Origin of the sequence: uncultured Aquimarina sp., assembly GCF_947495315.1 — a bacterium.
Classification (GTDB): Bacteria; Bacteroidota; Bacteroidia; order Flavobacteriales; family Flavobacteriaceae; genus Aquimarina.
On record NZ_CANLYD010000004.1, the window covers coordinates 353,507 to 377,898 of the forward strand.

Consider the following 24,392-nt stretch of genomic DNA (forward strand, 5'->3'; position numbering starts at 1 on the left):
GGAATGAATTTTATATTTAAGAATGAAAAATAGGGATTGTTTTTAGAAAGGATAATTGATTCCAACATTATAAACACCTTCAGAAAAATTATACCCTTTAAACCATCTTTGGTCTTCGATTCTGGCTGGATTAAATGTTTTGAAACCTAAATCTAGTCTTACAACAAAGAAATCGAAATCATATCGAAGACCTAAACCACTTCCTACAGCGATTTCCTGGAGATCATCCCACCTAGAAAAAACAGCATCTTCTTCTTCTACATTATCTAATACATTCCAGATATTACCGGCATCAATAAAAAATGCACCATTGAGAGCTCCTAAGATCTTATATCTATATTCTGCATTTATTGCTAGTTTCATATTGGCCTCATTAAACTCATTTCTACCACCACTACTTCCAGGACCTAAATCGTAAGGTAACCAGGCGCGATTGTCGTTTGGCCCTCCACCAAAAAAACTTCGAGCAAATGGAATGCTATTGGCATTTCCGTAGGGTAGGGCGATGCCGCCAAATGCTCTAATAGCTAAAACACTCTTTCTGCCCAAATCCCAATGTTTTATGTAGTCTAATTCTGTTTTGATGTATTGCGAAAACTCCACACCAAATACTTCAAAGCGGTTATTCGAGTTTTCTTTTAATCCCACAAGATTGGAAACGGTACTGAGTACATTTCCTGCAAATTCAATTTTTGCTCTAAATCTAGAGAAGTTTTCGTCATAAAGATTTTCTCGATTGTTTTTTAGATAGGTATAGTTAGATGCAAAAATCAAGTTGTCTTCCGTTAGCCTTTCTTTTCTTTCGTTGATATTTCTGATTTCCTGTAATTGATCTGCCGTTAAATCTGTATCAGGAATCTCTCCAAGAGACTGCGCTATGAAACTATTGGCACCTGATGGAATAGATAAAATATTTTGATTTGTGTTTTCTTGATCAAAGAAAGGTGAATTAGAATCGAGTACTTCTGTTGCGATATTATTAAGTCTAGTAAATGAGTTAGAGTATACGTTAAAATAGTTACCAGTATTCAAATTTCGAACATATTGCACGTTTACTAAATCAATCTGATTTGTCAGCTTTGTACTTGGTTTCCATTGGTAATTAAATATTCCAGAAGCATTTTGCTTATCAAGTCCTATATTTTGTTGTGAATTAATACCGAAAATAAGATTGGTCGTCGGTGACATATATTTTGGGATAATTCTTCTTGTTTGTAATGGGAATATTATTTTAGGGAATGATAATTTAAGATCTACACCAATTTCTGAAATATCAAAAAACTGTCCATCCGTATCTACTGGATCCTTTGATGAACCTACACTTCCTCTTGCTGAGATTTCAAAAATTTCTGCACCACCAAAAACATTTCTTATCAAAAAAGAGCCACTAAAACCAATTCCGAATACCTGAATATTAGATGTAGATACATCAAACTCTACATTGGTACTGTATTTTTTTCTTGGTGTTAATAAAACATTTGCTATTAGATCAGTTCCATTAGGATCATCTGGATCTACGCTATAACGTATATTAGGGTATTTAAAAGTTTTTAGGTTGCTAATTTGATTATAAGTAAGTGTTCGATCATTATCTCTAAAAATTTCTCCTGGTGTTATTAGAATAGAATTAGTGATAGCCTTACGAGTGTATCTGAGTTTATCATAACTATATATGTTATATCCATTATACGATACGCTGTCTTTGGGCTTTTCGTCCTTGTTTTGATAAGAATAATCCGTAAAGACATTTACTTTACTAATTTTATGAACCTGAAAAGGAATTCTTTTAGTATCTTCTCCTTCTGTTATTTGTCGATTGTTAATTAGTAAGTTAAGTTGTATTTTTTGATTTGTGTTTATAGTATCAGCATCAAATTTTATAAATTCTTTTTCGAAATGATACAGTCCAGAATTTCTATATAATCGTGTTAACCTTTCCCTTTCAGTCTCTATGTCTAATGTTCTATACTGTTTTCCCGAGATTATAGATGATTCACTTTGATTCAATTTATAAATAGAGTCTGCTACCTTTGATTCTATTTTGGTATGAAGAGAATCAATAAAATATGGTTTATTAGGTTTAACATAATATGCTACAGATGCTCTTTGGTTTTCTTCCAGATTAATTTTGTAATCTGTTTCTACATTAAACCACCCATTATTCCAGTAATATGATTGTAATCTTTTAACAGAACGTTTCGCTTTTGATTCATCAACTATAACGGGAGCTTCTCCAGTTTTTTTTAGCCAATTATTAACACCGGTGTACCCTGTACCTAATCGATTTACTTGTTTCTTAGACAAGAAATTATTTAATCTTCGTTCTCTGTTAGGCTTTTTGTGAAGCCAATTTTGATAAGAAGAGTCAGGATGTACTTTGGCAAGATTATAAATATGTAGTCTAAATGGTGTCCAGGCAAGCTTAGCATTAGGTTTTTGATACAGTTGATTAAATAGTTTAGTGTCATTAGTTTTAGTGCTATCAACAAAAATCTCATTTTTAGTTAATAGGTATTCCTCTTCTGAAACTCTTTTAATTGCATTACATGAAATTAAAAAAATTGTAGTTAATACAACAAATACTATTTTTGTGAGCAGGTGTTTCAATCGAGATTCATTATTGTGTCAAAAATACATTATTTGTATGGTTAGCAAAAACCAAAAGAAATTAATAAATAGTTTACATCAAAAAAAATACCGAAAACAACATGGATTGTTTGTAGCAGAAGGAAAAAAGGTGATTAATGAGCTTTTAGAAGCGGATTTAGAACTTCATTCTCTTTTTGCGTTAGAGGCTTCTTATTTTGAAACATCATCAGACAAAACCTTTGTGGTAACTGAAACAGAGTTGAAAAGTATTAGTTTCTTAACAACGCCTCAGTTTGCAGTGGCAATATTTTATATTCCAAAAGTTAAACCTGTAAATTATGAGGGGTTAGTTTTAACATTAGATGATATTCGGGATCCAGGTAATCTGGGAACAATTATTCGATTATGTGATTGGTTTGGTATTACTGATTTAGTTTGTTCTGAGCAAACGGTAGATTGTTTTAATCCAAAAGTAATTCAGGCAACTATGGGTTCTGTTACAAGAGTGAATATTATCTACACTAATCTACAGGATTTTTTAACTTCTCGAAAAAATGAAATACCAATATATGGTACTTTTATGAATGGAGAAATAATTTATCAAGAACAATTACCCCAAAAAGGGATTATTGTAATGGGTAATGAAGCTAATGGTATTTCTAAAGAAGTAGAAAAATTAGTGTCCAAAAGAATTGCAATACCAAGATTTGGAACAACTCAAATAACCGAAAGTCTGAATGTGGCAACGGCTGCTGCTATTATTCTAAATGAATTTAGACGAATTTAGATTCTATTGAAAAGTAAAATTGATAAAAAGTCCTCTCGACGACATTTTATCGATAGTAGAAGTGTAAGGACTATTGGGATCACTATCAGCTACTAACTCATCAGACATAGCAAATACTCCGCGTATTGAAGGTGTGAATTTAAAGTAGTACATATAAAAATCTATTCCAAAACCTAGCTCAAAATAATTAGTCCTGGTTTTAGTTCTAAATTGCCCAACGCTATTATCATCAGGATTATCTTCGTTACTAGATAAATTAAGAGAAGTAGAAACTCCTCCAACAATGAAAGGTTTAAAATTGTTAAGTCTTTTCGTAGAAATTTTTAACAATAAAGGAATATGTACATAAGTTGATGTAACTTCTCTTTGAGTTTGATTATCATCAAGATCCGGTGAGTTAAAAGTAAGATCTCTTCTTACAAAAGATACCTGAGGCTCTAGTCTTAGGTCTAGGTAATCATTGATTCTAAGGTTACCTAATAATCCAACATTAAATCCTATTGATTTAGCAACTTGTATGTCCCCATCCAGCACGGGATCTTCTCCTTCTGGTGTTGCTTTGTAATCAAAATTAAAATCATAGCTGTTAAAACCAAGGATATACCCCCAACTTAATCGCGGTTTATCATAGTTCTGAAGATTTCTAACACGTTCTTTAGAAAACAATTGCGCACTCACATTCTGAGTACAAACGATAACAGCTATTACTATAAAAACTTTTTTCATATTATTTTGTGGCTGTATAAATTGTGGCTACACCAAAAGTTTGCGGATTATCCTCGACTTCTATAAACCCAATTTTTCTCAAAATATTGTTGAAAGCATCTCCATAAGGAAAAGCTGCAGCACTTTCGCTAAGGTATGAGTATGCAGATCTATCTTTAGAAAAGATCTTTCCAATTAAAGGTAAAATTGAAGAAGTATACAGTTTGTATCCCTGTTTATATGGGGTTTTAGTGGGGACAGAGGTTTCTAAAACAACAAATATCCCACCTGGTTTAAGTACTCTATGTATTTCTGAAAGTCCTTGTTCTAAGTCTTCAAAATTTCTTACACCAAAAGCTACTGTGATTGCATCAAAATAATTTTCTTCATACGGTAAGCTTTCTCCATCTCCTTTTACCATAGAGATTATCTGATCCAGTTTTTTTGCCTTTATCTTGTCTTTTCCTACGGCTAACATTCCAGCCGAGATATCTAAGCCAATAATTTCTGAAGCCCCAGTTTTAGACAGATTGATAGCCAGATCTCCAGTTCCGGTTGCTACATCAAGAACTTTATTCGGTTTAGAATTTGTAACAATTTTTACAACTTTCTTGCGCCATTTTACATCAACCCCAAAAGAAATTACTCTATTAAGACCATCATAGTTGCCTGAAATAGTATCAAACATTTCAGTAACCTGTTCTTTTTTGGTTTTGTTTTTATCGTTGTATGGAGTTATTTTTTCTGACATTCAAAAAAATTTAGGCAAATATACATTTTTGATATGGATCGTAGGAAAAGATTGTCATTTTGTTGTTAATGACTAAATTATTTGTCCCTACTTTAGTATGTAGCGTAGGTTTTTGTCAATTTCGGACTAACTTTCAGCTTATTGTTGATTTTCTTTGAAAAATTATAAGCAATTATAAGACTTAGCAGGTTTTTAAGTTTGTTAGGTTGAGTGTTATGCGTCAGGGATAGTAGCGGAAATCCCGCAGCTCGATCCGCCGCGGCGGAGAGATGCGAGGAATTGAAACGGATAGCCCGCCCGGACGCCCAAAACAACTGTCTTTTATTTAGTCATTTCCTCAATCTTTTCGAGTATTTGCTCTTTCTCATATTTTAGTCCGTACAAATGTGCTCCCGTAAACTCTATAAAATCTTTAGGATCTGATGCATTATCAAAAATAACTTTTCCTTGTGCATACGGAACATCTTTATCTTCTTTGCTATGTATGAAAAGTTTGTAGATGTTATCAATACTTTTTATATCCTCTTTTGCTGCATAGGGTGAGACATAATTTTTTTCTAAAAACTCTCTGTACTGAGGTGTCGCATGCATAGCAATATCTGTAAATGAAGCCATGGCTCCTTCTAAAACCAATCCATCGATTTTTTCTTGATTGTTTTTGGCTAAAAGTGTAGCGATTTGAGTTCCAATAGAAATTCCATAAATTATTTTTGGCGTTCCTTTAATTTCTTCTTGTTCAAGAAGCATTTCGAAAAATTGCTGACCGTCTTTGGCTATATTTTTATGAGTTGGAGTCCCTGTTGATTTGCCATAACCTCGGAAATCTACCATAACCACCTGAAAGTCGTTTTCTGCCAATATTCGGGTAAGCGGAAGATAGTATGTGATGTTTCCGCCTGCTCCGTGAAAGTAAAATATGGTTGCTTTGGGTTTCGCAACAGGTTTTAGGATTAATGCGGAAATCGTATCTGTTTCTACATTAAATTTTAATTCTTCATGATTTTTCCATTCGATGGGTCTCAAATCCTTTTTAGGGTAATAGAATTTGTCATCCATTTGGGCACTAACAAAAATAATGTTCGTTAGTAATAAAGCCAGTACTAAAAGTTTTGTTCTCATTGATTAAAAAGTTAGTGTTTATACTACTAAGATGCTGCTATTACTGATTTTTTTTAAAAACAAGTTTCCCAATTGTTGTTTTTAACTTCTGAAATGTATTTGAGTTTATCAAGTTATAGATCAAACAACAGCTTATTGAGCTGCTATTGCCTAATTATTTCACCAGTTTCTGAAATTCCACTATCTTTGTAGGCTTTTATTTTTCAGCGCTAAATTTTCACCCTGTTTATGGTGCATTTTGCTGAAGTTTAATTTTATCTTTTGATGATAAATAATAAAATATACAGATGAAAATTATTATTGCCGGTGCTGGTGAAGTTGGATTTCATTTGGCAAAATTACTTTCATTTGAATCTCAGGACATTACACTTATTGATCCTGATAAAGAATGCTTGAATTACGCCGATAGCCATCTGGATATTAGAGTAATTAAGGGAGACGCTACTTCTATTAGTATTTTAAAGGATGCTAGGGTTCAGAGCGTAGATATGGTGATTAGTGTTACTTCTAGTGAGACAACTAATATTACTGTGTGTGTATTAGCAAAACAACTTGGGGCTAAACGCACAATTGCTAGAATTTCTAATACAGAATTTATAGAGAATAAGGAAGAAGTTGGTTTTATCAAGTTTGGCATAGACGAATTAATTTCCCCTGAAGCGTTGGCTGCTAGCGAAATAGAATTATTGCTCAATCAATCTGCCTTTAGTGATAGTTATGAGTTTGAAGATGGAGCACTAACAATGGTAGGAACAACATTATCTAGCACAGCACTGTTTGTAGATAAAACTGTTAGAGAAGCTGCTGAGATATTCCCGGAACTTCATTTTATGCCAATCGCGATTCAGCGATCGGGAACGCAGTATACGATTATTCCCAGAGGTGATACGAAGTTTAAGGAAGGGGATCAGGTATATTTTGTTACTTCGAAGGGTGGAGTAGAAGAACTGTATAAATTAACAGGCAAGGTAAAAGAACAGATTAAAAAAGTAATGATTCTGGGAGGTAGTAAAATTGGTTACAAAACTACCTGTGATCTATGTGATCATAAATTTAGAGTAAAACTTATTGAAACTGATAGGGAGAAGGCTTTTGATCTTGCAGATGATCTGCCTAATGCCTTGATTATAAATGGTGATGGACGTAATGTAGAGTTGTTAGAAGAAGAGAATATAGATGATATGGACGCTTTTATTGCGGTAACAGGTAACTCTGAGACCAATATCATGTCTTGTCTGGTAGCAAAGTCAAAAGGAGTTCGTAAAACAATCGCCTTGGTAGAAAATATGGATTATTTTCAGCTATCCCATTCTATAGGGATTGATACGTTGATTAATAAAAAACTGTTAGCAGCGAATAACATATTTAGATTTATTAGAAAAGGTGAGGTAGTAGCGATGACCAAGCTTAATAACATGAATGCTGAGCTGTTAGAGTTTATCGTTAAGCCAACTTCTGAAGTAAGTGATAATTTAATCAGAGATTTGGATTTTCCTCGTTCTGCCATTATCGCTGGAGTAATCAGAGATGGAGTAGGAATGATTCCGTTAGGAGGTTTTTACATCAAAGCCGGTGATCGAGTCGTAGTTTGTTGTTTACCGAAGTCTATTAAGAAAATAGAAAACCTTTTCTTATAACATGTCCAAACTAAACTTTAAAATTATTACTCACATTATGGGGCTTTTATTGCTCTGTAATGGAGGTTTTATGCTCATAGCAACTATTGTAAGTTTTATTTACAAAGATGGTGTTACTATGCAAATTATGCTAGCTGCATTATCTACGATGTTTTTGGGGATAATTTTAATGTTTCTTACCAAAGAACATCAAAAATCGATAAATAAAAGAGAAGGGTATATCGTAGTTACGTTTGGTTGGATATTTATGTCCCTAAGTGGAACGCTACCTTATCTGTTTTCTGAAGCAATTCCGTCGTTTACAAATGCTTTTTTCGAGACGATGTCTGGATACACCACTACAGGCGCATCTATTCTTAATGAAATAGAAATTGTTCCAAAAGGAATTTTGTTTTGGCGTAGTCTTACCCATTGGATTGGTGGAATGGGAATTATCGTACTGGCAGTGGCTATTTTACCATTACTGGGAATAGGAGGAATGCAGTTGTTTGCAGCAGAAGCACCTGGACCCAGTGCTGATAAATTACATCCGAGAATTACGGATACGGCAAAAAGATTATGGTTGATCTACTTTGGATACACTGCTGCAGAAACTATTTTACTGAAACTTGCAGGAATGGATTTCTTTGATGCGATAAACCATGCATTGAGCACATTGTCTACAGGAGGATTCTCTACTAAAAATGCTAGTGTTGCGTATTGGAATGACCAGCCACTTATTCAATATATTATTATGCTATTTATGTTTCTGGCGGGGATGAATTTTATATTGAGTTATTTTGGTTTTAAAGGAAAGTTCGGAAAGTTTCTAAAGGATGAAGAGTTTAAATGGTATATGATCTTTTTGGTTGCTTTTACTGCTGTATCGGCTTTAATTATTTATTTGAAAGCAGATCCAGCGAACTCTGTTATAGATCATCCAATGGTTTATGGTGAGGCAGAGAGTGCTTTTAGGCATGCGCTATTTCAGGTGTTAGCTGTGATAACCACTACAGGATTTGTTTCTGCGGATTTTACGGTGTGGACTCCTTTTTTAAAGATCGTCTTTTTTGGGTTATTCTTTTTAGGAGGTTCTGCAGGATCGACAGCTGGAGGAATGAAGATCGTAAGGCATCTTATTACTATAAAAAATGGTATTCTAGAGTTTAAACGAACCTTACATCCTCGCGCCATCGTGCCAGTGAGGTATAATACAAGGGCCGTTTCCAAAGAAATTGTATTTAATATATTAGCCTTTTTCATACTGTATATGCTATCATTTATCATAGGATCTTTGGTGTTGGGAATGTTAGGATTAGATTTCGAAACCGCTATTGGTGGAGCAGCATCATCTCTCGGAAACGTTGGTCCGGCATTAGGTAAACTAAGTCCTGTAAATAATTTTGATGTATTACCGGCATTCGGTAAATGGTGGTGTTCTTTCTTAATGCTTATCGGGAGGTTAGAATTGTTTACAGTACTGATTCTATTAACTCCTTTCTTCTGGAGAAATAGGTAATACGATGTGAATTAGATACAATTAAAATTTTAATTAAAACATCCTTACCAAACCTCTCCTTCGAAGGAGAAGAGCTAAAAGTCCCTCTTAGGTTGCTGACTTTGGGAAATTAGATGGGGTTTATAGAGATGTTTTATGCTTAATAAGTGTACGTATTATTTTCTTTATGCTGAGCTTACATTAATATAATTGACAGAGACAATCAGAAAGATTCTTCCCAAGGTCCAAAAGCGTAGGGATTTATATGCCAAAGTTCTGCGACTTTTTTTATAGTATCTTTTACACAGCCTTTTACGCTTTGTAAGTATTCTTGTTCGATAAAAAAGATATCAAGAATAGATTCGTAATAAGATATAGTGTTTTCTATATCAGAAGGTGTGTAGTTTAAGATCTCATCTTCTGAGTATGGTGCTTTGAAATTTTCTTTGAAAATTTGAAGCACATTTTTTCGAACGATACGTTCTTTTTCAAGAATGTCCATAAATACAAAAAGTAGGTTTTAAGAATGTTATGTATGCTCAAACCACAATTTGTCTCTTTCTTATAAGTGTTTTCCCCAAAACAGTTAAAAGTATTATGACCATAACTCCAAAAACATCAATTTATTTTTAGAAAAATAGAAAACCGATGATTTTTATGAAATCATCGGTTTTTTAATAGAAGTTATATGGTTTTGTTAGCTACAGTAGCGCTTTTTTGATTCTACTTACTGCTTCTGTAATTTGTTCAGTGCTTGCTGCATAAGAAATTCTAATACAATTTCCGTTTCCAAAAGCATCACCGGTAACAGTTGCTACATTTGCATGCTCTAATAAAAACATAGAGAAGTCAGAAGCATTTTCTATAGTGTTTCCGTTAATCGTTTTTCCGAAGTAATAAGAAACATCTGGGAAAACGTAGAAAGCGCCCTCAGGTTCGTTGCATTCGAATCCTGGAATATCAGCTAGTAGACCTAAAATCAGTTTCCTACGATTTTTAAATTCATCTACCATATATTGGATGCTGCTAACCGGCGCTTCTAACGCAGTAATTACTGCTCTCTGAGCAATACAATTAGCTCCACTAGTTACCTGACCTTGCATTTTGTTACAAGCTCTAGCAATGGCTTGCGGTGCTCCGATATAGCCGATTCTCCATCCCGTCATAGCAAAAGCCTTTGCTACTCCATTAACAGTAACCGTTCTATCATACATATCATCAAATTGGGCCATAGAAGCGTGATCACCAACATAATTAATATGCTCATAGATTTCATCGCTTACTACAATGATATCTGGATATTTTTGTAATACATCTGCCAATGCTCTTAGTTCTTCCTTGCTATAAATAGAACCACTTGGATTACAAGGTGAACTATACCAAATCATTTTGGTTTTTGGCGTTATTGCCTTTTCTAACTGCGCTGCAGTCATTTTGAAATCAGTATCTATAGAGGTTTTTACTTCTACAGGAACTCCTTCTGCTAATTTTATGATGTCACTGTAACTAACCCAGTACGGACAAGGAAGTATAACTTCATCTCCTGGATTAAGATACACTTGCGCTACATTATATAATGATTGTTTTGCACCAGTAGAAACTACAATCTGAGAGTGATCGTAGGTTAGATTGTTATCTCTTTTAAATTTAGTAATAATCGCATCTTTCAATTCTACATATCCATCAACTGGGGTATAAGAATTATAATTGTCATTAACTGCTTGAATGGCTGCATCTTTAATAAAATCCGGTGTATTAAAATCCGGTTCTCCTAGGCTTAGGCCGATAATGTCTTTTCCTTCTGCTCTTAGTTCTCTAGCTTTTGCAGCCATCGCTAATGTCGCAGAAGCTTTAAGCTTGTTGATTTTGTCTGATAATTGAATGCTCATTTCCGATACTTGTGTGCTCATTTTGGTAATTGGTAAATAAAAGTTATGGTTGCATTGCGGGTTTCATTCCCATTTCTTTTAAATGTCTGAAATGAGCGATAATCGCTTTGCGGGTGGTTTTATATTCGTTATAAGGTAGATTAAATTCCTGAGCAGTCTGTTTCACTATTTTAGAAATTTTAGTGTAATGAACATGACTGATATTAGGGAAAATGTGGTGTTCTACTTGATGATTTAGTCCTCCTGTAAACCAGTTAACTAATCTATTTTTAGTTGAGAAATTCACTGTTGTAAATAACTGATGAATCGCCCAGGTATTTTTCATTGTACCTGTTGTGTCTGGTAATGGCATCTGTGCTTCTTCTACCATATGTGCCAATTGAAATACGATACTCAAAATGAGACCTGCTACGTAATGCATCACGAAAAACCCAATTAAAATTTTCCACCAAGCTATAGACATGATGAGCATAGGAATTACAATCCAGATCATTACATAAATAATCTTAGTGACTACAATCGTACTCCACTGTTTTAATGGACTTGGTAGTTTTCCATAAGCAAGTTTTCGCGCCAGATATCTTTTAGTTTGTGTAAAATCAGTAGTTAATGCCCAATTAAAAGTTAACAAACCATAAAGAAATACAGAATAATAATGTTGAAATTTGTGAAACCGTTCCCATTTAGCGTGTTTTGTGAAACGAATAACTCTACCAGCATCCATGTCCTCATCATGACCATGAATATTGGTATAGGTGTGGTGTAAAACATTATGTTGTACCTGCCAGTTATATACATTACCGGCTAGTACATACATGCTACTACCCATTAACTTATTGATCCATTTTTTAGAAGAATAGGAACCATGATTTCCATCATGCATCACATTCATTCCTACACCGGCCATACCAACTCCCATAATGATGGTCAGTAATAACATCCACCATTGAGATATGTCTAGGGTAAGAATTAAAAAATATGGTGTTAGAAATAAAGAAAACATTACGATAGTCTTCAAGTGTAATTTCCAGTTACCTGTACGCTTGATATTATTTTCTTTGAAATAATCATTCACACGTTTATTCAGCGTTCTGAAAAATTTTGCGGAATCCGCTCGGCTAAATCTTACATTAGGTGTAGTCATGGGTTTTTGGGTTTATGACTAAACGTTATTAGTCATAAATTATTCGGTAAAGTTAGGTATTTATATTTTTCTAACTTCTTAAAAAGTAGTAAAATATATCAAGTTTACATGTATTTTTGCGCTTTAAAAAATACATAATGAATATTCTACTTAAATATTTCCCCGAATTAACAGAGGACCAAATACATAAGTTTGGTCAACTGGGTGATTTGTATAAAGATTGGAATGCTAAAATCAATGTAATCTCTAGAAAGGATATTGATCTGCTATATGAGAGACATGTGCTACATTCATTGGGAATTGCTAAGGTTCAGGAGTTTAAAGAAGGATCCTCTGTGCTGGACGTTGGTACAGGTGGTGGTTTTCCCGGAATACCATTAGCGATTATGTTTCCTGAAACTAAGTTTTATTTGGTAGATGTGATTGCAAAAAAAATACGTGTTGTTAATGAAGTTGCAAGTGCATTAGGACTAACAAATGTTAAAGCAGAACAAAAACGCGCAGGGACCTTTGATGATCGTTTTGATTTTATAGTCAGTAGAGCAGTAACCAATATGCCTGATTTTGTGAAGTGGGTGCGTAAAAATATTACCAAAAAATCAGTGCATGCACTACCCAATGGTATCTTGTATCTAAAAGGAGGTGATCTAACGGAGGAGTTGGCTTTGTTTCCAAAAGCGACGCAATACAATTTACCAGATTATTTTGAAGAAGATTTTTTTGAAACCAAAAAAGTGGTACATCTACCGGTAAAATATAGATTAAAATAAATCAACCTGTTAGTATCTTGTATACCAACAGGTCTTTAGTATTATTATTTCACCTGACTCATGATAAGTTTGTCAAAAATCCTATCACCAAAGTATTTACGTATAAATAGCATAGGTTTAGCATACTTACCGGCAACATAGCGGGTTTTTGGTTTTCTTGCTTTAATAGCTTTTGAGATAAGGTTTGATATCACTGAGCTAGGAGACCCTCCTCCGGTTTTATTGTAGGTGTCTATAGTGGATTTCTCTATGGCTTTGGCTAGTTTACTATAAGCAGTGTTGCCTGACCTTTCCATTAAAGGTTTTGTCATAACGTCACCAAATTCAGTCTGAATCGCACCAGGTTGTATGATCACTACATCAATCCCAAATTGTGCTACTTCTAGTCTAAGGCAATCAGACCAGCCTTCTAATGCGTGTTTCGTGGCATGATACCAGGAGCCAAGAGGTGTGTACATTTTTCCACCCATAGAGGAGATGTTAATTATTTTTCCGGTTTGTTGCTTTCGCATATATGGTAATACTAATTGCGTTAATCTGCCTAATCCAAAAATATTCACTTCAAACTGTCTTCTTGCATCTTCAATCGTAGTATCTTCTATAGCTCCATAAATTGCATAACCGGCATTATTGACCAATACGTCAATTTTTTGATGTTTCAGGATAATCATGTTCACGACATTTTGGATGTCCTCATTTTTGGTGATATCCATTTCTAAAGGAAATCCTCCTAAAGAAGCCAGATCTTCCATGTTTTTTACACGCCTTGCTGCAGTATATACTATATGGCCTTCATTAATAAGTTGTATAGCTGTTTCTTTTCCGATTCCTGAAGAGGCGCCTGTTATTAAAATTACTTTTTCTTTCATAATACTTTAATTAGTGAGTACTTACTTATTTTTTTGATAAATTTTTTAGAGCTTATATTTTTGAACTAAAAATTCTTTAAATTTTAGTTTGTTGGACATATTATCTTTTATAATGGCTGTCGAAATTCCTTCTAAAAAAACAATGATGAATTCTGCTTCCAGTTCTGGTGTTTCGTAGCCCAATTTCTGAAAAGCTACAGCCAACGCTTCCTGTAGCGGTTGCATTTTTTCCGGATTATTATATTCCAGCTCCCATTTTAGTTTAAACTGAAGCTTCCAGAATTCGAATTCACTTTCTGTCACTGAAAAAGGGATTTCTAAAGTCAATCTGATTACTTCTTTTGGATCTTCTGACGTCAGAATAGGAATAAACATTTCTTTGATTCGCGCTTCGCCTTGCTGTAAAATGGCTTGTAGCAATCCTTCTTTGTTTTTAAAATGACGAAAAATCAATCCTTCAGAAACTCCTGCTTGCTTAGCTACTTTATTGGTAGATGTTGCTGTATACCCTTCTTTGGCAAAAAGGGTGAGTGCAGCAGTAAGGATCTTTTCTTGTTTTTCTGTCATTATTAGTGAGTAATCACTCATAAAAGTATGAATTATTTTGAAACTGGCAATTTTTTAGATAAAAAAAACAACGTTTTAGGGTTGGGAAGAGATGCTTTAGTATGTGATTTTTGATATAGCAGGGTGAGTGATTATAAACCTGTATGCTGCTAAGTAGGTTTGCGTTGTTGTGAAAAGAGAGATCAACTACGTTGAGGTATTAGTTACGAATTAGCACCAGCAAGGGGAACTATTGGATTAATCACTTAGCTGCTATGATTTCATCCCTATTAATGAATGAGATATACGATTAATAATGTACGTTTTTTTTAGAATAAACGGAGAGAAGCTTAAATATTTCGATTTTTAACCAAATAAAATTATTGGTAAGTCGTAAAATAAGATTTAATGCCCAAGGTTGAACAGTATGATTTGAAAAAAAAAGAAAGAGTGGAGAATTGAACTAGAATATATCTTAAATTCAAATTTCCTACCTTAGTATTATGAAGGTATTGTTTGTCATTATTATGCTATTAGTTTGCGCACGAAGTGTGGCACAGAATAAAGTACTAACTGCAAAAGATAGTCTTTCTGTGCAACTTTTTGACAAAGGCACTCGAAATGTAAATAAATGCACCCCGTGGCATCATATGCAATGTGTCTATATTACCGCAACAGAGGTGTATAAGGACGGGAGTGAAGGAAAGTCAACACGTCACTGGTGGCGTATGTCCTATATTGGCAGGGCGTGTACTGCCCAACATGGTACTACCTTTGGGCAAATATTTGAGGGCTTTTTTGCCATTCCCCATTATATAGGTATTAGTATAGGAAATAGTATTGGTTATATAAAATATCTAGTGCGAGGCTCCCCAGAGAAAATACAAGCACGAAAACAAGCGAGAAGGCAAAAAAGATTGTTGAGAGAAGCAAGACGAAAAAAAATAAGAAGTGATTAGAGTTAGTGCTTATAGGTATAATAAGGGTTAACGGTAAATATATGGCAAGTAGGGTTTTTTTAAAACTAATGTAAGAATGGTAAACCAACACCAGAGAAAAGAGAGGTCAACTAAGTTTAGATAGTTCATTTCTCAATGTGTTGTAAATACAGTTTATTAGCGTTCCAATCAATTGTTACTATGTAGTCATCAAAAAAGTCATTCCCAATCAATAAATCAATATCTTTTTCGACAAGTAGTTCCTGATTTTCTAATTCAAGAGAATCAACTTTTAATTGATCAATTATATATTTTGGTTTTTCTGAATTATCATTATTGATTTTTGCTTTCAAAGGTTTTTGCTCCTTTTTCAAACGTTCCATATAGTCATAGTTTACTGAAAAACTACCGAAAGAACCTGTGTCGAAAACAAAGTTGTCTGTCAAACCATGTACAGTTACTTTTATCCTGTTTAAACCCCAGTTTGAAGAGGTTTTTGGTTTCATATTAATTTGAAAAGCATCCGAAGTAAATTGAAAATTTTCTATTATATTCGAAAATCGAACAATCTGAATTTGATAGTCAATTTGCCAAAAAGCCTTTCTTAAAATATTGGTTCCAATAATTCCATAAATTTTTCTACCATCAGAAAAAGGTGATTTTACATTAGATAAATCTTGCAGTCCAATACCAAAATTTTTAAACTCTACTCCGCCAATGTCTAAAGAAGATAAAAAACCGTATTGAAGTTTTACGTCTTCAAAAGAACTCCCTGTGGTAGTTTGTTTTCTTAATGGTGTAAAAGTAATTTCTTCAATAAGACTTTTGTCAATAGTTGAGATATCATAACCTGTATCAAACAAAAAGGTGTAAACTTTACGATTTATTTTAACTTCGATAAATATATGTTTGCCTAAATAATATATTGGTATTTCTTCATTAAAGACTTTTTGAGAAAGTTCTCCTTGGGTGGCTAAAGTGATAATTTTTGAACTTGAACAACTCGCTAATATTAGTGTGAAAAATAAAAATATAATCTTATTCATTCTATTTGTTTTTAATGCCAATGTTTGGTCCTATTATTAGTGTGGGAATTAAAATTAGTTAGCTTTCGATTAAATACTTAGTCGAAATTTGTCTTTCGGTATAATCGATAATAGTATACGGCAGCAATACCACCAATACAAGAAAACAAAGCCAGCATCCAGAACACATGTTGGTGTCCTTGTATTCCTGGTGCGTTGTCTAAAAGGTATCCCATTGCAGGACCGGCAAAGATATCAGGTGTATAACCTATTAAAGAAATAAGTCCCACCGCAGTTCCGGTAAGAACCAATGGGATTTGACCTCTTTGCATCACCGCAAAATATAACGAACGTGCGGCATACACTCCTGTCGCTACTACTAATATGGATATAAAGAACAAGGAAGTTGCTGATGCGGTGATTATACCCAGCGCAAATAATAATGCTCCAAAGAAAGATATCACAAAACTAACCACCAACCAGAAGGTGGTTTGTGTGCGATCTGCCAATACCCCTATCAATACACCGATTACAGGACGTATGAATAGTAAAAAAGTACCTACCTGTGCTGATTTTACTTGGTCGTATAGCATTACATCCTGAGCATATAATGAAAATACATCGGTAATTTTATACCCTACATATGCACATAAAATAATGATCATCAGTAACCATACAGAAGGCAATCGTAACACGGCTGCAATTTGTGAGATTGTTATTTTTTCTAAGATGATCTCTTGTTCGGTTTTTGGATCTAGTTTCATAAAGAACCATACAAGAATACCAACCAGACTTACAATACCAGAAGATACCAGTATCACTTGTTTAAAAGCTTCTCTGCTTTCTAAAATCGTAGCTTCTGTAATTTCAGAAGTAATAAATAATGAAAAAATAAAGACACCCATAGCGCCAAATAGCGCTCCGACTAATCCACGACCACCGTCAAGAAATCCAAAAGCCTTTCCTTGCGATGAAGTTCCACCCCAAACACGGGTAGCTTTAATCATAGGCGCCCAGAATAAAAAAATGGTCGTGAAACCCCAATACCCATATAATAGTTGCAGCGTGGTATATCCGGGAAATGTGGCATAGACTAATCCTCCCAGAGCGGTCATCCACAGTGCCACTGCAATCAATTTTCTTGGAGGAAATTTATCGGCTAATGGACCTCCAAAAAGATACGATAGTAAAGCGACTATGCCATATACAGAAAAGCAAAGCCCTAACTGTAAATTATCAAGCCCAAAAGCTTCGAGCACTGTAGGTCTAAAGACTCGTGCGAGTACAAAAGGAAGAATAAACACAGATTCTCCAGCCAAAATAAGTAGTAAAAGAAAATACCAGGGAGCTTTTTTTTGATTCATGGAGTTTTATAGGATTATATTTTTACACCTGAGCATACACATGCTTGCCTAAAGATAGTGTTTGTAATTGTTTTTATTAGTGAAACTCTATTTTGAAAAGTTGCGCAGCAATGCATTCAAAATAGGTAGTTGAACTAATCCCGCTTTTTCAGCGGGATCTTAGGTCTGTCACCTCGAAGCTTGCTTCAGAACTTTAAAACATAGTTTTCTTTAAAGGAAGGTAGCTTAAAAGTCTCCTCGCCGCGGCGAGGAGATTTAGAGGGATGTTTTTAAAGTTAAATGTTTCAAAACATACAATTTCTTGAAACGATTTTAATATAAAATGAGTTTTTCCATGTATCCTGAAATGAATTCCGACCTACGTCGGAATGACAAGTTTTGCCTGTTTTTTAGTTTTTTTTGTCATTCCATCGTAGGCTGGAATCAAAAGTAATGGTAACAAGTTTAAAAGGGTTTCAACTGTAGCGAATTTGTAATAGTAAGTGAGGAAATAAGATAAAGAAAGATGACTATGTGATCAAGATGTTATTTACCTGAGTTCGATATAAGAAAGGTATAGATATAAAGTCTAATTGTTTGTAATTATCGCTCTTATGTTTGCTCTCCCAAAGGGAGAGGATTAAGGTGAAGGTTTTTAATATGAAAAACCCTTCATCCTAACCTTCTTCTTAGGGAGAAGGAACTCCTTTAGATTGTAAAACATTGAATAACAATATATTTTATATTCAACTCAGCTAATTAAGATTTATTCTTTACATTCATTCGCATGCGAACCAGGTATTTTTCAAAACCTGCTTTTTCATAAGCTCTTATGGCTCTTGGATTTTGATCATAAACATCAAGCTGCATTTCGTTAATGCCTTTTGCTGCGAACCAATCTGATAAATATTTAATTATTTGCTGACTGATGCCTTGTCCTCTAAACGTTTCTTTCACATACATAAAACCGATATATCCCAACTTTTCTTGCTTGAAATATTTTTTTCGATCTCTAATCTGGCCATAACCGCTACCGACAACTTCTCCATCGGCCTCTACAACTACAACTTCTGTGTGATCGGCTTTTATATATTCACTAAGATCATAATAGTTTATTTTTTCATTAGTTTTAAGGGTGATATCTATAGGACGTTCTGCTTCAATTATGCCTTGTTCAAAATGGAGTAGGACAGGGAGGTCTTCTAATGTTGCGGTTCGTGTGATCATTGTTTTGAGTTTTTGAGAGATTAGTGTAAAATTACCAATTAGGAATCTTAAAAAAAAGAAGTTTAGTTTTTGACTGTTTTCCTGAAAATACTAATCATCAGATGTAATAAAAGTATAGGTTGTACAGTGAGTATAATTAGGAAAAGTATTAGCTGAGTAATGAATAGCGTTTCTTTAGTTTCCCAATCAGATTCAGAAGTAAAGAGAAGAGGAAGTAAAGCAAGAATAAGAATTCCTCCAAGGGTTCCAATCAGATGGATGTAGGTAAGTAGTGGTTGTCTTTTTTTATTCAGTTTATGAATAGCATAATAAGTCAATCCGATTCCAAAGAATAAAAGGGAGAGAAAATTAAACAAGTGAGCTATGGAGATAACGAAATACGTATCGTGAATATTGATATCTAGTGTTTCTTCGTCAAAAGAAAAACCGTATATCAACATGATTGGAATCAAACTCCAAAAAATGATATACGGTTTGTAGATTATATAGTTCACCTGAGATTATTCTCCTAAGAAAGGATATCTATAATCTGCAGGAGTAACAAAAGTTTCTTTGATGGTTCTTGGCGATACCCAACGTAATAAATTCAGGTATGATCCAGCTTTGTCATTTGTTCCTGATGCTCTGGCTCCACCAAATGGTTGTTGTCCTACAACTGCACCTGTGGGTTTGTCATTGATGTAGAAATTACCAGCGGCATTTTCTAATGCTTTGGTAGCTTCGGCAGCTGCATATCTGTCTGTAGAGAAAATAGCTCCTGTTAATGCATATTCACTAGTACTATCAACTAACGCTAATGTTTCTTCCCATTTGTCATCATCATATACATAGATGGTGATAACGGGGCCAAAAAGCTCTGTACACATCGTAGTGTATTTAGGGTCTTCTGCAAGAATAACCGTTGGTTCGATGAAATATCCTTTGGATTTATCATATCCACCACCAGCGATGATTGTTGCGTCTTTATCTTCTTTTGCCTGATCAATATATTTTGCAAGTTTATCAAAAGAACCTTCGTGGATCACTGCAGTAATAAAATTACCCATATCTTCCGGTGATCCCATTTTAAAGGATTTGATATCTGCTTTTAAGAATTTTTCTACATCAGCCCATAAGCTTTTAGGAATATATGCCCTGGAGGCAGCACTACATTTTTGTCCTTGGAATTCAAATGCTCCACGAGAAATTCCTGTAGCTACTTGCTTAGCATTTGCACTAGGATGTGCAACGATAAAATCTTTTCCTCCTGTTTCACCAACAATTCTTGGATAGGTTTTGTAATTATGGATGTTTGTACCAATTTTAGCCCAAATGTCTTTAAATACGTGCGTACTTCCTGTAAAGTGAATACCAGCGAAATCTGGACTTGCTAATACTGTATCGGTGATCATAACAGGATCTCCGTATACTACATTAATAACTCCATCAGGTACACCAGCTTCTTTAAAAATGTCTACAATTACTTTTGCAGAATAGATTTGGCTATCACTAGGCTTCCAAATCACTGTATTTCCCATTAAAGCAGCACTCGCAGGTAAATTTCCAGCAATTGCAGTAAAATTAAATGGAGTGATCGCATAAATAAAACCTTCTAGCGGTCTATATTCTAATCTGTTCCAAGCTCCAGAAGTAGAATCTGGTTGATCTTCATAAATCTGAGTCATAAACTCTACATTAAAACGTAGGAAATCTATAAACTCACAAGCAGCATCAATTTCTGCCTGGTATATATTTTTGGATTGTGCTAGCATCGTAGCAGCATTAATTTTTGCTCTATAAGGTCCGGCAATTAATTCTGCAGCTCTTAAGAAAATAGCAGCACGTTGTTCCCAAGCTAGATCTGCCCATTTTTTACGAGCCTCTATAGCTGTATCGATAGCTGCTTGAACATGTTGCTTTTCAGCTTTATGGTAGGTCCCTAATTGATGTTTATGGTCGTGTGGAGGTGACATTGTTCCAGTATCTCCAGTTCTGATTTCTTCTCCGTTAATATATAAAGGAACATCAACAGGCGAATTATACATAGATTTGTATGTTGCCAGAACTTCCTCTCTTTCCGGAGTTCCTGAAGCATATGATTTTACAGGCTCATTTATCGCTGTTGGAACTTGAAAAAAACCTTTTCCCATGATCTTGTGTATTTAGTTTGATTTGTAAGATGTGTTAGTATACTTTAAGCGGCAAAGATAGGAAATTATGTAGGGTAATATCGATTTTAACCTTTTATAAACATGTATGGTATGTATTTTTTTTTGTAAGTTGTACGAAATTTATCCGACCCAAAAATCTATGTGTACAGTAACTTTGATCCCCACCCAAGAAAATGGTTTTATATTAACCTCTAATCGTGATGAGGCGATAAATCGGAAAACATTAGTGCCTGAATTCTATCAAGTTGATAAAACCAGAATGCTGTTTCCGAAAGATGCTGTAGCTGGAGGAACCTGGATAGGGCTTAGTGATAAAAATACGATGATTTGCCTTCTTAACGGAGGTTTCGAAATTCACGAAAGATTGGTGTCGTATAGACAAAGTAGAGGAGTGGTGGTAAAAGACCTTTTAGGTGCAGACAATTTGCAAAAAGCCATTTCGGAATATGATTATAAAGGAATTGAACCTTTTACAATAGTTGCGGCAAACTGGCAATCAGATCTTGAGTTTTTTGAGCTAGTCTGGGATGGAAGACAAAAGCATTTCAGAGTTTTAGAAAAAGAAACTCATATTTGGTCTTCTTCTACCTTATATACTAATGAAATGAAGAACACAAGAGAAGGTTGGTTTGATGTATTCGAGGAGGAAAACATACTAAGTACTGATACACTATTAGATTTTCATAAGAATGCCGGAATTGGAGATAAGGATGTGGATTTGCAAATTGATAGAGGTTTTTTAAAAACCAGAAGTATTACTCAGATTGTTAAAAATGATGAGGAGCTTGTAATGCGTTATGAAGATCTTCAGAATAAGGAAGTAAATGTCGTTACTTTTGAGGCGATAACTGCATAATCGAAACTGATACTAACTTACATTTTGAAAATAAGTATAATTAAAATTTTAAACGTGTGATGAATTACACGGGCAAAATAATATCCCTAGCTTTTCCAGATACTTTTGTTCGTTTTTCTGACGAAGAAAAAAAATCTACTGGTTTGCTGCAGTTTTTTGGTTTAGGAAAAAACGGAATTATTAAAGCTGGTCATGCTGCTTTTGTCCTCATAGAGAATAAAACGGGTCTTGCAGAATATTACGATTTTGGAAGGTATATAACTCCTTCTGGCAAAGGAAGAGTTAGAAGTGCGGTAACCGATGTAGAATTAGAGATACCTTTTAAAGCTACTTTTACGAATGATGGGAAATTGGCTAATGTTGAAGAATTTCTTTTATGGTTAGAAGCAAATCCTGAGAAGACTCATGGTAGTGGTCGTTTAGTTGCATCAGTTTGTGATTATATAGACTACGACAAAGCAAAGGAGTATGTTTTGGAGACTCAAAACAAAGGAAGTATTCCATATTCAACTTTTAGAAAAGAGGGGAGTAATTGTTCAAGAATAGTTACGGATACAATCCTGAATAGTACGGATAAATCCAGAATAAGAACACCGTTATTACGTAATAAATTATTTACTCCAAGCCCTTTAGGCAATGTAGAAAAAGGATCTATGGAGAACAAGATATACCAAGTGGAAAATGGAGTTTTGATAGAGTATCCAAACTCTGTTTTTAAAGAAAACCTTACTAATTATTTCGATAAAAAAGTACCAAAGTTAGAAGAGAAAAAGAACATTAAGTTGCCTGATTTCTTAAAAGAAGCTCATTTTCTGTCAGGAATAGGAAGTGGCGCATATTTTATTTTAAAAGAATCTTCGTCAGTATCTTTATTTGAAATCAGGAGATATACAGAGTATGGATATGAGGATTTTAGAGGTCTTTTTGAAGCAAAATCAACCTTTGTTTATACTAAAAAATATAAGTTTGTGTATGATTCGCACTGTAAATACTGTCATATAGAACAAGAAGATAAAATAATACGGTTTGATCTTGTAAAGAAACTTAATTCAGAGCAAAAGGAGAACTAAGCTTAAAACTAGGGATAATTACTTTAAACTTTCGTGTGGATGTGAAGTTCACCATGTTATAATGTCCTTTCATAGCACCGAACGGAGAACTTAAGAGGCATCCGCTATTGTAGGTGTGAGATTCTCCTGGTTTTAATACCGGTTTTTTACCAATCACACCTTCACCTTCTACAATTTCTGTACTGCTTAATGCATCTTTGATTTCCCAAAATCGAGAGGTAAGTTGTACTGAGTCTTTACTTTGGTTTTCAATGGTAATTTGGTATCCAAAGGCAAAATGAATCTTATAGTTCTTAAAGAACGTGCCCTCAAAGGTGGTATCCACCGAAATTTTTATGCCTCTGGTTATTTGCTCAACCATATTAAAAAATAAACATAGACCCTATAATTGTTATAATAGATCCGATTCCTGCTAAGATAAAAAATAATACGTTCACTAACAGAAATTTAACAATAGTTTTACCCCTTCCTTGCTGATAAAATTTACGCATGGCTTTATATAAATAGAAGAGGAAAACTAGCATTGCAATGCTAGATGCAGCTTCACTTTTGGTGATTTGATCAATCAAGATTGCTATTCCGATTAATATAAAAAACATGGTTTGCGTATGAAAGATAAAAACCAAATGTTCCATGTAATTAAAAGGTTTTCTTATATATAATAACCACATCATTAAGGCAAAGAATGGTAAAAAGAAAAATATGATAAAGGGTAATTTGTTAAAAACGAACTTAAGGAGCTCCATGGGGTTCTCATTAAGGTTTTTTGTTTTGATACTTCTTGTGTATAAATATTTCGTATACGTGTTTTGTTTGTGTTTTAGGCTGCCTAATGCTATTGTAGCCATTGGTTCTCCAGTTTTTTTGTAATGAGACTTATAGGTTTTCCAACGTTTGTTTACTGCGGTAAACATACCCATAGTGTCTAATTGCGTTTCAGTGAAGTATACATATTCATTTTCTTTGTCAATGCCTGGTTCCGCTGTAGAATCGTTAATAATGTCGTTCTCTTTATGCTCATTATTGGATAGGTTTACTTCTAATACCCCATTGTTTTGCTCCCTTTCTTGAGGAATAATACTATCGAAATCTATGAATAAACCACTGATGATAAAAAACAGTATGGAAACACTTAAGAAAAACCTGAAAGGATTGGCATACTTTATTCTTTTACCTTCTATATAATCTTTAGAGATCATTCCAGGTTTAAATAACAAACCAACTATTGTATGTCTTAATCGTGAATCGTAAGAGAATATACTTGCAAAAAACTCATTAAAAAAGTCTTTAAAAGAAAGCTTTTTTGTGGTGTTAATCTGACCACAATTGTGACAATAACGATCAATCACATCAAGTGGAACGCTACAATTTAAGCATTCGTTTCCTCTATACTTTTTAAGAAATCTCCCCTTTTCTTTCATTTTTAGTTGATGGTTTGCGTAATAGGACTAAAGTAAAGGTATTTCGTTACAAAACATAAGAATTTCGAATGCATTAAGA

23 protein-coding genes are annotated in these 24,392 nt (G+C 34.2%); 7 read left to right on the forward strand and 16 right to left on the reverse strand.

All coding sequences use genetic code 11. The features are described from left to right. Positions 1–42: 42 nt before the first annotated feature. A complete protein-coding gene (locus Q0910_RS09795; RefSeq protein ID WP_299215469.1) occupies positions 43–2,607 on the reverse strand; it encodes a BamA/TamA family outer membrane protein in 2,565 nt (854 codons plus the stop codon). Between the two features lie 37 nt (positions 2,608–2,644). On the opposite strand from Q0910_RS09795, the gene Q0910_RS09800 reads away from it, so the two are divergent. Continuing rightward, the gene (locus tag Q0910_RS09800; protein ID WP_299215471.1) at positions 2,645–3,376 is read left to right on the forward strand and encodes an RNA methyltransferase; all 732 of its coding nucleotides are present in this window, start codon (positions 2,645–2,647) and stop codon (positions 3,374–3,376) included. Between the two features lie 3 nt (positions 3,377–3,379). Here Q0910_RS09800 and Q0910_RS09805 read toward each other — a convergent pair whose 3' ends face one another. From Q0910_RS09805 to Q0910_RS09815, 3 genes are all read right to left on the reverse strand, one after another. Continuing rightward, a complete protein-coding gene (locus tag Q0910_RS09805; protein WP_299215473.1) occupies positions 3,380–4,102 on the reverse strand; it encodes a porin family protein in 723 nt (240 codons plus the stop codon). A gap of 1 nt (position 4,103) precedes the next feature. Beyond that, positions 4,104–4,832, reverse strand: a complete 729-nt coding sequence (gene ubiE, locus Q0910_RS09810) for a bifunctional demethylmenaquinone methyltransferase/2-methoxy-6-polyprenyl-1,4-benzoquinol methylase UbiE (RefSeq protein ID WP_299215475.1) — start codon at positions 4,830–4,832, stop codon at positions 4,104–4,106. 321 nt (positions 4,833–5,153) lie between these two features. Continuing rightward, on the reverse strand, positions 5,154–5,951 hold the full coding sequence (locus Q0910_RS09815; protein ID WP_299215477.1) for an alpha/beta fold hydrolase: 798 nt from the start codon (positions 5,949–5,951) through the stop codon (positions 5,154–5,156). Between the two features lie 287 nt (positions 5,952–6,238). On the opposite strand from Q0910_RS09815, the gene trkA reads away from it, so the two are divergent. Both trkA and Q0910_RS09825 read left to right on the forward strand, forming a co-directional pair. Then, positions 6,239–7,588, forward strand: a complete 1,350-nt coding sequence (gene trkA, locus Q0910_RS09820) for a Trk system potassium transporter TrkA (RefSeq protein WP_299215479.1) — start codon at positions 6,239–6,241, stop codon at positions 7,586–7,588. Position 7,589: 1 nt separating this feature from the next. Further along, positions 7,590–9,086, forward strand: coding sequence for a potassium transporter TrkG (locus Q0910_RS09825; protein WP_118458296.1), 1,497 nt, complete (start codon positions 7,590–7,592; stop codon positions 9,084–9,086). A 202-nt stretch (positions 9,087–9,288) separates the two neighbouring features. On the opposite strand, the gene Q0910_RS09830 is transcribed toward Q0910_RS09825, so the two are convergent. From Q0910_RS09830 to Q0910_RS09840, 3 genes are all read right to left on the reverse strand, one after another. Next, positions 9,289–9,567, reverse strand: a complete 279-nt coding sequence (locus tag Q0910_RS09830) for a hypothetical protein (RefSeq protein ID WP_299215481.1) — start codon at positions 9,565–9,567, stop codon at positions 9,289–9,291. A gap of 199 nt (positions 9,568–9,766) precedes the next feature. Continuing rightward, positions 9,767–10,954, reverse strand: a complete 1,188-nt coding sequence (locus Q0910_RS09835; RefSeq protein WP_299215584.1) for a pyridoxal phosphate-dependent aminotransferase — start codon at positions 10,952–10,954, stop codon at positions 9,767–9,769. A gap of 43 nt (positions 10,955–10,997) precedes the next feature. Next, positions 10,998–12,098 carry an acyl-CoA desaturase gene (locus Q0910_RS09840; protein WP_299215483.1) on the reverse strand — a complete coding sequence of 367 codons (1,101 nt, stop codon included), beginning with the start codon at positions 12,096–12,098 and terminating at the stop codon, positions 10,998–11,000. A 137-nt stretch (positions 12,099–12,235) separates the two neighbouring features. On the opposite strand from Q0910_RS09840, the gene rsmG reads away from it, so the two are divergent. Next, on the forward strand, positions 12,236–12,868 hold the full coding sequence (rsmG, locus tag Q0910_RS09845; protein ID WP_299215485.1) for a 16S rRNA (guanine(527)-N(7))-methyltransferase RsmG: 633 nt from the start codon (positions 12,236–12,238) through the stop codon (positions 12,866–12,868). A 44-nt stretch (positions 12,869–12,912) separates the two neighbouring features. On the opposite strand, the gene Q0910_RS09850 is transcribed toward rsmG, so the two are convergent. Together Q0910_RS09850 and Q0910_RS09855 are read right to left on the reverse strand one after the other, a co-directional pair. After that, a complete protein-coding gene (locus Q0910_RS09850; RefSeq protein ID WP_299215487.1) occupies positions 12,913–13,737 on the reverse strand; it encodes an oxidoreductase in 825 nt (274 codons plus the stop codon). Between the two features lie 45 nt (positions 13,738–13,782). Then, on the reverse strand, positions 13,783–14,325 hold the full coding sequence (locus Q0910_RS09855; protein WP_299215489.1) for a TetR/AcrR family transcriptional regulator: 543 nt from the start codon (positions 14,323–14,325) through the stop codon (positions 13,783–13,785). 461 nt (positions 14,326–14,786) lie between these two features. Between Q0910_RS09855 and Q0910_RS09860 the strand changes: the two genes are divergently transcribed. Further along, positions 14,787–15,242, forward strand: a complete 456-nt coding sequence (locus Q0910_RS09860) for a hypothetical protein (RefSeq protein ID WP_299215491.1) — start codon at positions 14,787–14,789, stop codon at positions 15,240–15,242. Positions 15,243–15,367: 125 nt separating this feature from the next. Here Q0910_RS09860 and Q0910_RS09865 read toward each other — a convergent pair whose 3' ends face one another. The 5 genes from Q0910_RS09865 to pruA form a co-directional block, all read right to left on the reverse strand. After that, positions 15,368–16,267 (reverse strand): retroviral-like aspartic protease family protein, encoded by a 900-nt coding sequence (locus Q0910_RS09865; RefSeq protein ID WP_299215493.1) that lies wholly within the window; start codon positions 16,265–16,267, stop codon positions 15,368–15,370. Between the two features lie 77 nt (positions 16,268–16,344). Further along, the gene (locus Q0910_RS09870) at positions 16,345–17,610 is read right to left on the reverse strand and encodes an MFS transporter (protein ID WP_299215494.1); all 1,266 of its coding nucleotides are present in this window, start codon (positions 17,608–17,610) and stop codon (positions 16,345–16,347) included. 738 nt (positions 17,611–18,348) lie between these two features. Further along, positions 18,349–18,816, reverse strand: a complete 468-nt coding sequence (locus Q0910_RS09875) for a GNAT family N-acetyltransferase (protein WP_299215496.1) — start codon at positions 18,814–18,816, stop codon at positions 18,349–18,351. A gap of 62 nt (positions 18,817–18,878) precedes the next feature. Continuing rightward, on the reverse strand, positions 18,879–19,310 hold the full coding sequence (locus tag Q0910_RS09880) for a hypothetical protein (protein WP_299215498.1): 432 nt from the start codon (positions 19,308–19,310) through the stop codon (positions 18,879–18,881). 6 nt (positions 19,311–19,316) lie between these two features. Beyond that, positions 19,317–20,945 (reverse strand): L-glutamate gamma-semialdehyde dehydrogenase, encoded by a 1,629-nt coding sequence (pruA, locus tag Q0910_RS09885; RefSeq protein ID WP_299215500.1) that lies wholly within the window; start codon positions 20,943–20,945, stop codon positions 19,317–19,319. A 160-nt stretch (positions 20,946–21,105) separates the two neighbouring features. Here pruA and Q0910_RS09890 point away from each other — a divergent pair, with 160 nt between their 5' ends. Both Q0910_RS09890 and Q0910_RS09895 read left to right on the forward strand, forming a co-directional pair. Then, positions 21,106–21,822 (forward strand): NRDE family protein, encoded by a 717-nt coding sequence (locus Q0910_RS09890; protein ID WP_299215502.1) that lies wholly within the window; start codon positions 21,106–21,108, stop codon positions 21,820–21,822. 59 nt (positions 21,823–21,881) lie between these two features. Next, entirely contained in the window at positions 21,882–22,892 is a 1,011-nt protein-coding gene (locus tag Q0910_RS09895; protein ID WP_299215585.1) for a DUF6695 family protein, read from the forward strand. Here the strand turns inward: Q0910_RS09895 and apaG are convergent. Beyond that, a complete protein-coding gene (apaG, locus tag Q0910_RS09900; RefSeq protein WP_118458269.1) occupies positions 22,867–23,253 on the reverse strand; it encodes a Co2+/Mg2+ efflux protein ApaG in 387 nt (128 codons plus the stop codon). The genes Q0910_RS09895 and apaG overlap by 26 nt on opposite strands. A 1-nt stretch (position 23,254) precedes the next feature. Further along, positions 23,255–24,313, reverse strand: coding sequence for a DUF3667 domain-containing protein (locus Q0910_RS09905; RefSeq protein WP_299215504.1), 1,059 nt, complete (start codon positions 24,311–24,313; stop codon positions 23,255–23,257). Between the last annotated feature and the right edge of the window lie 79 nt (positions 24,314–24,392).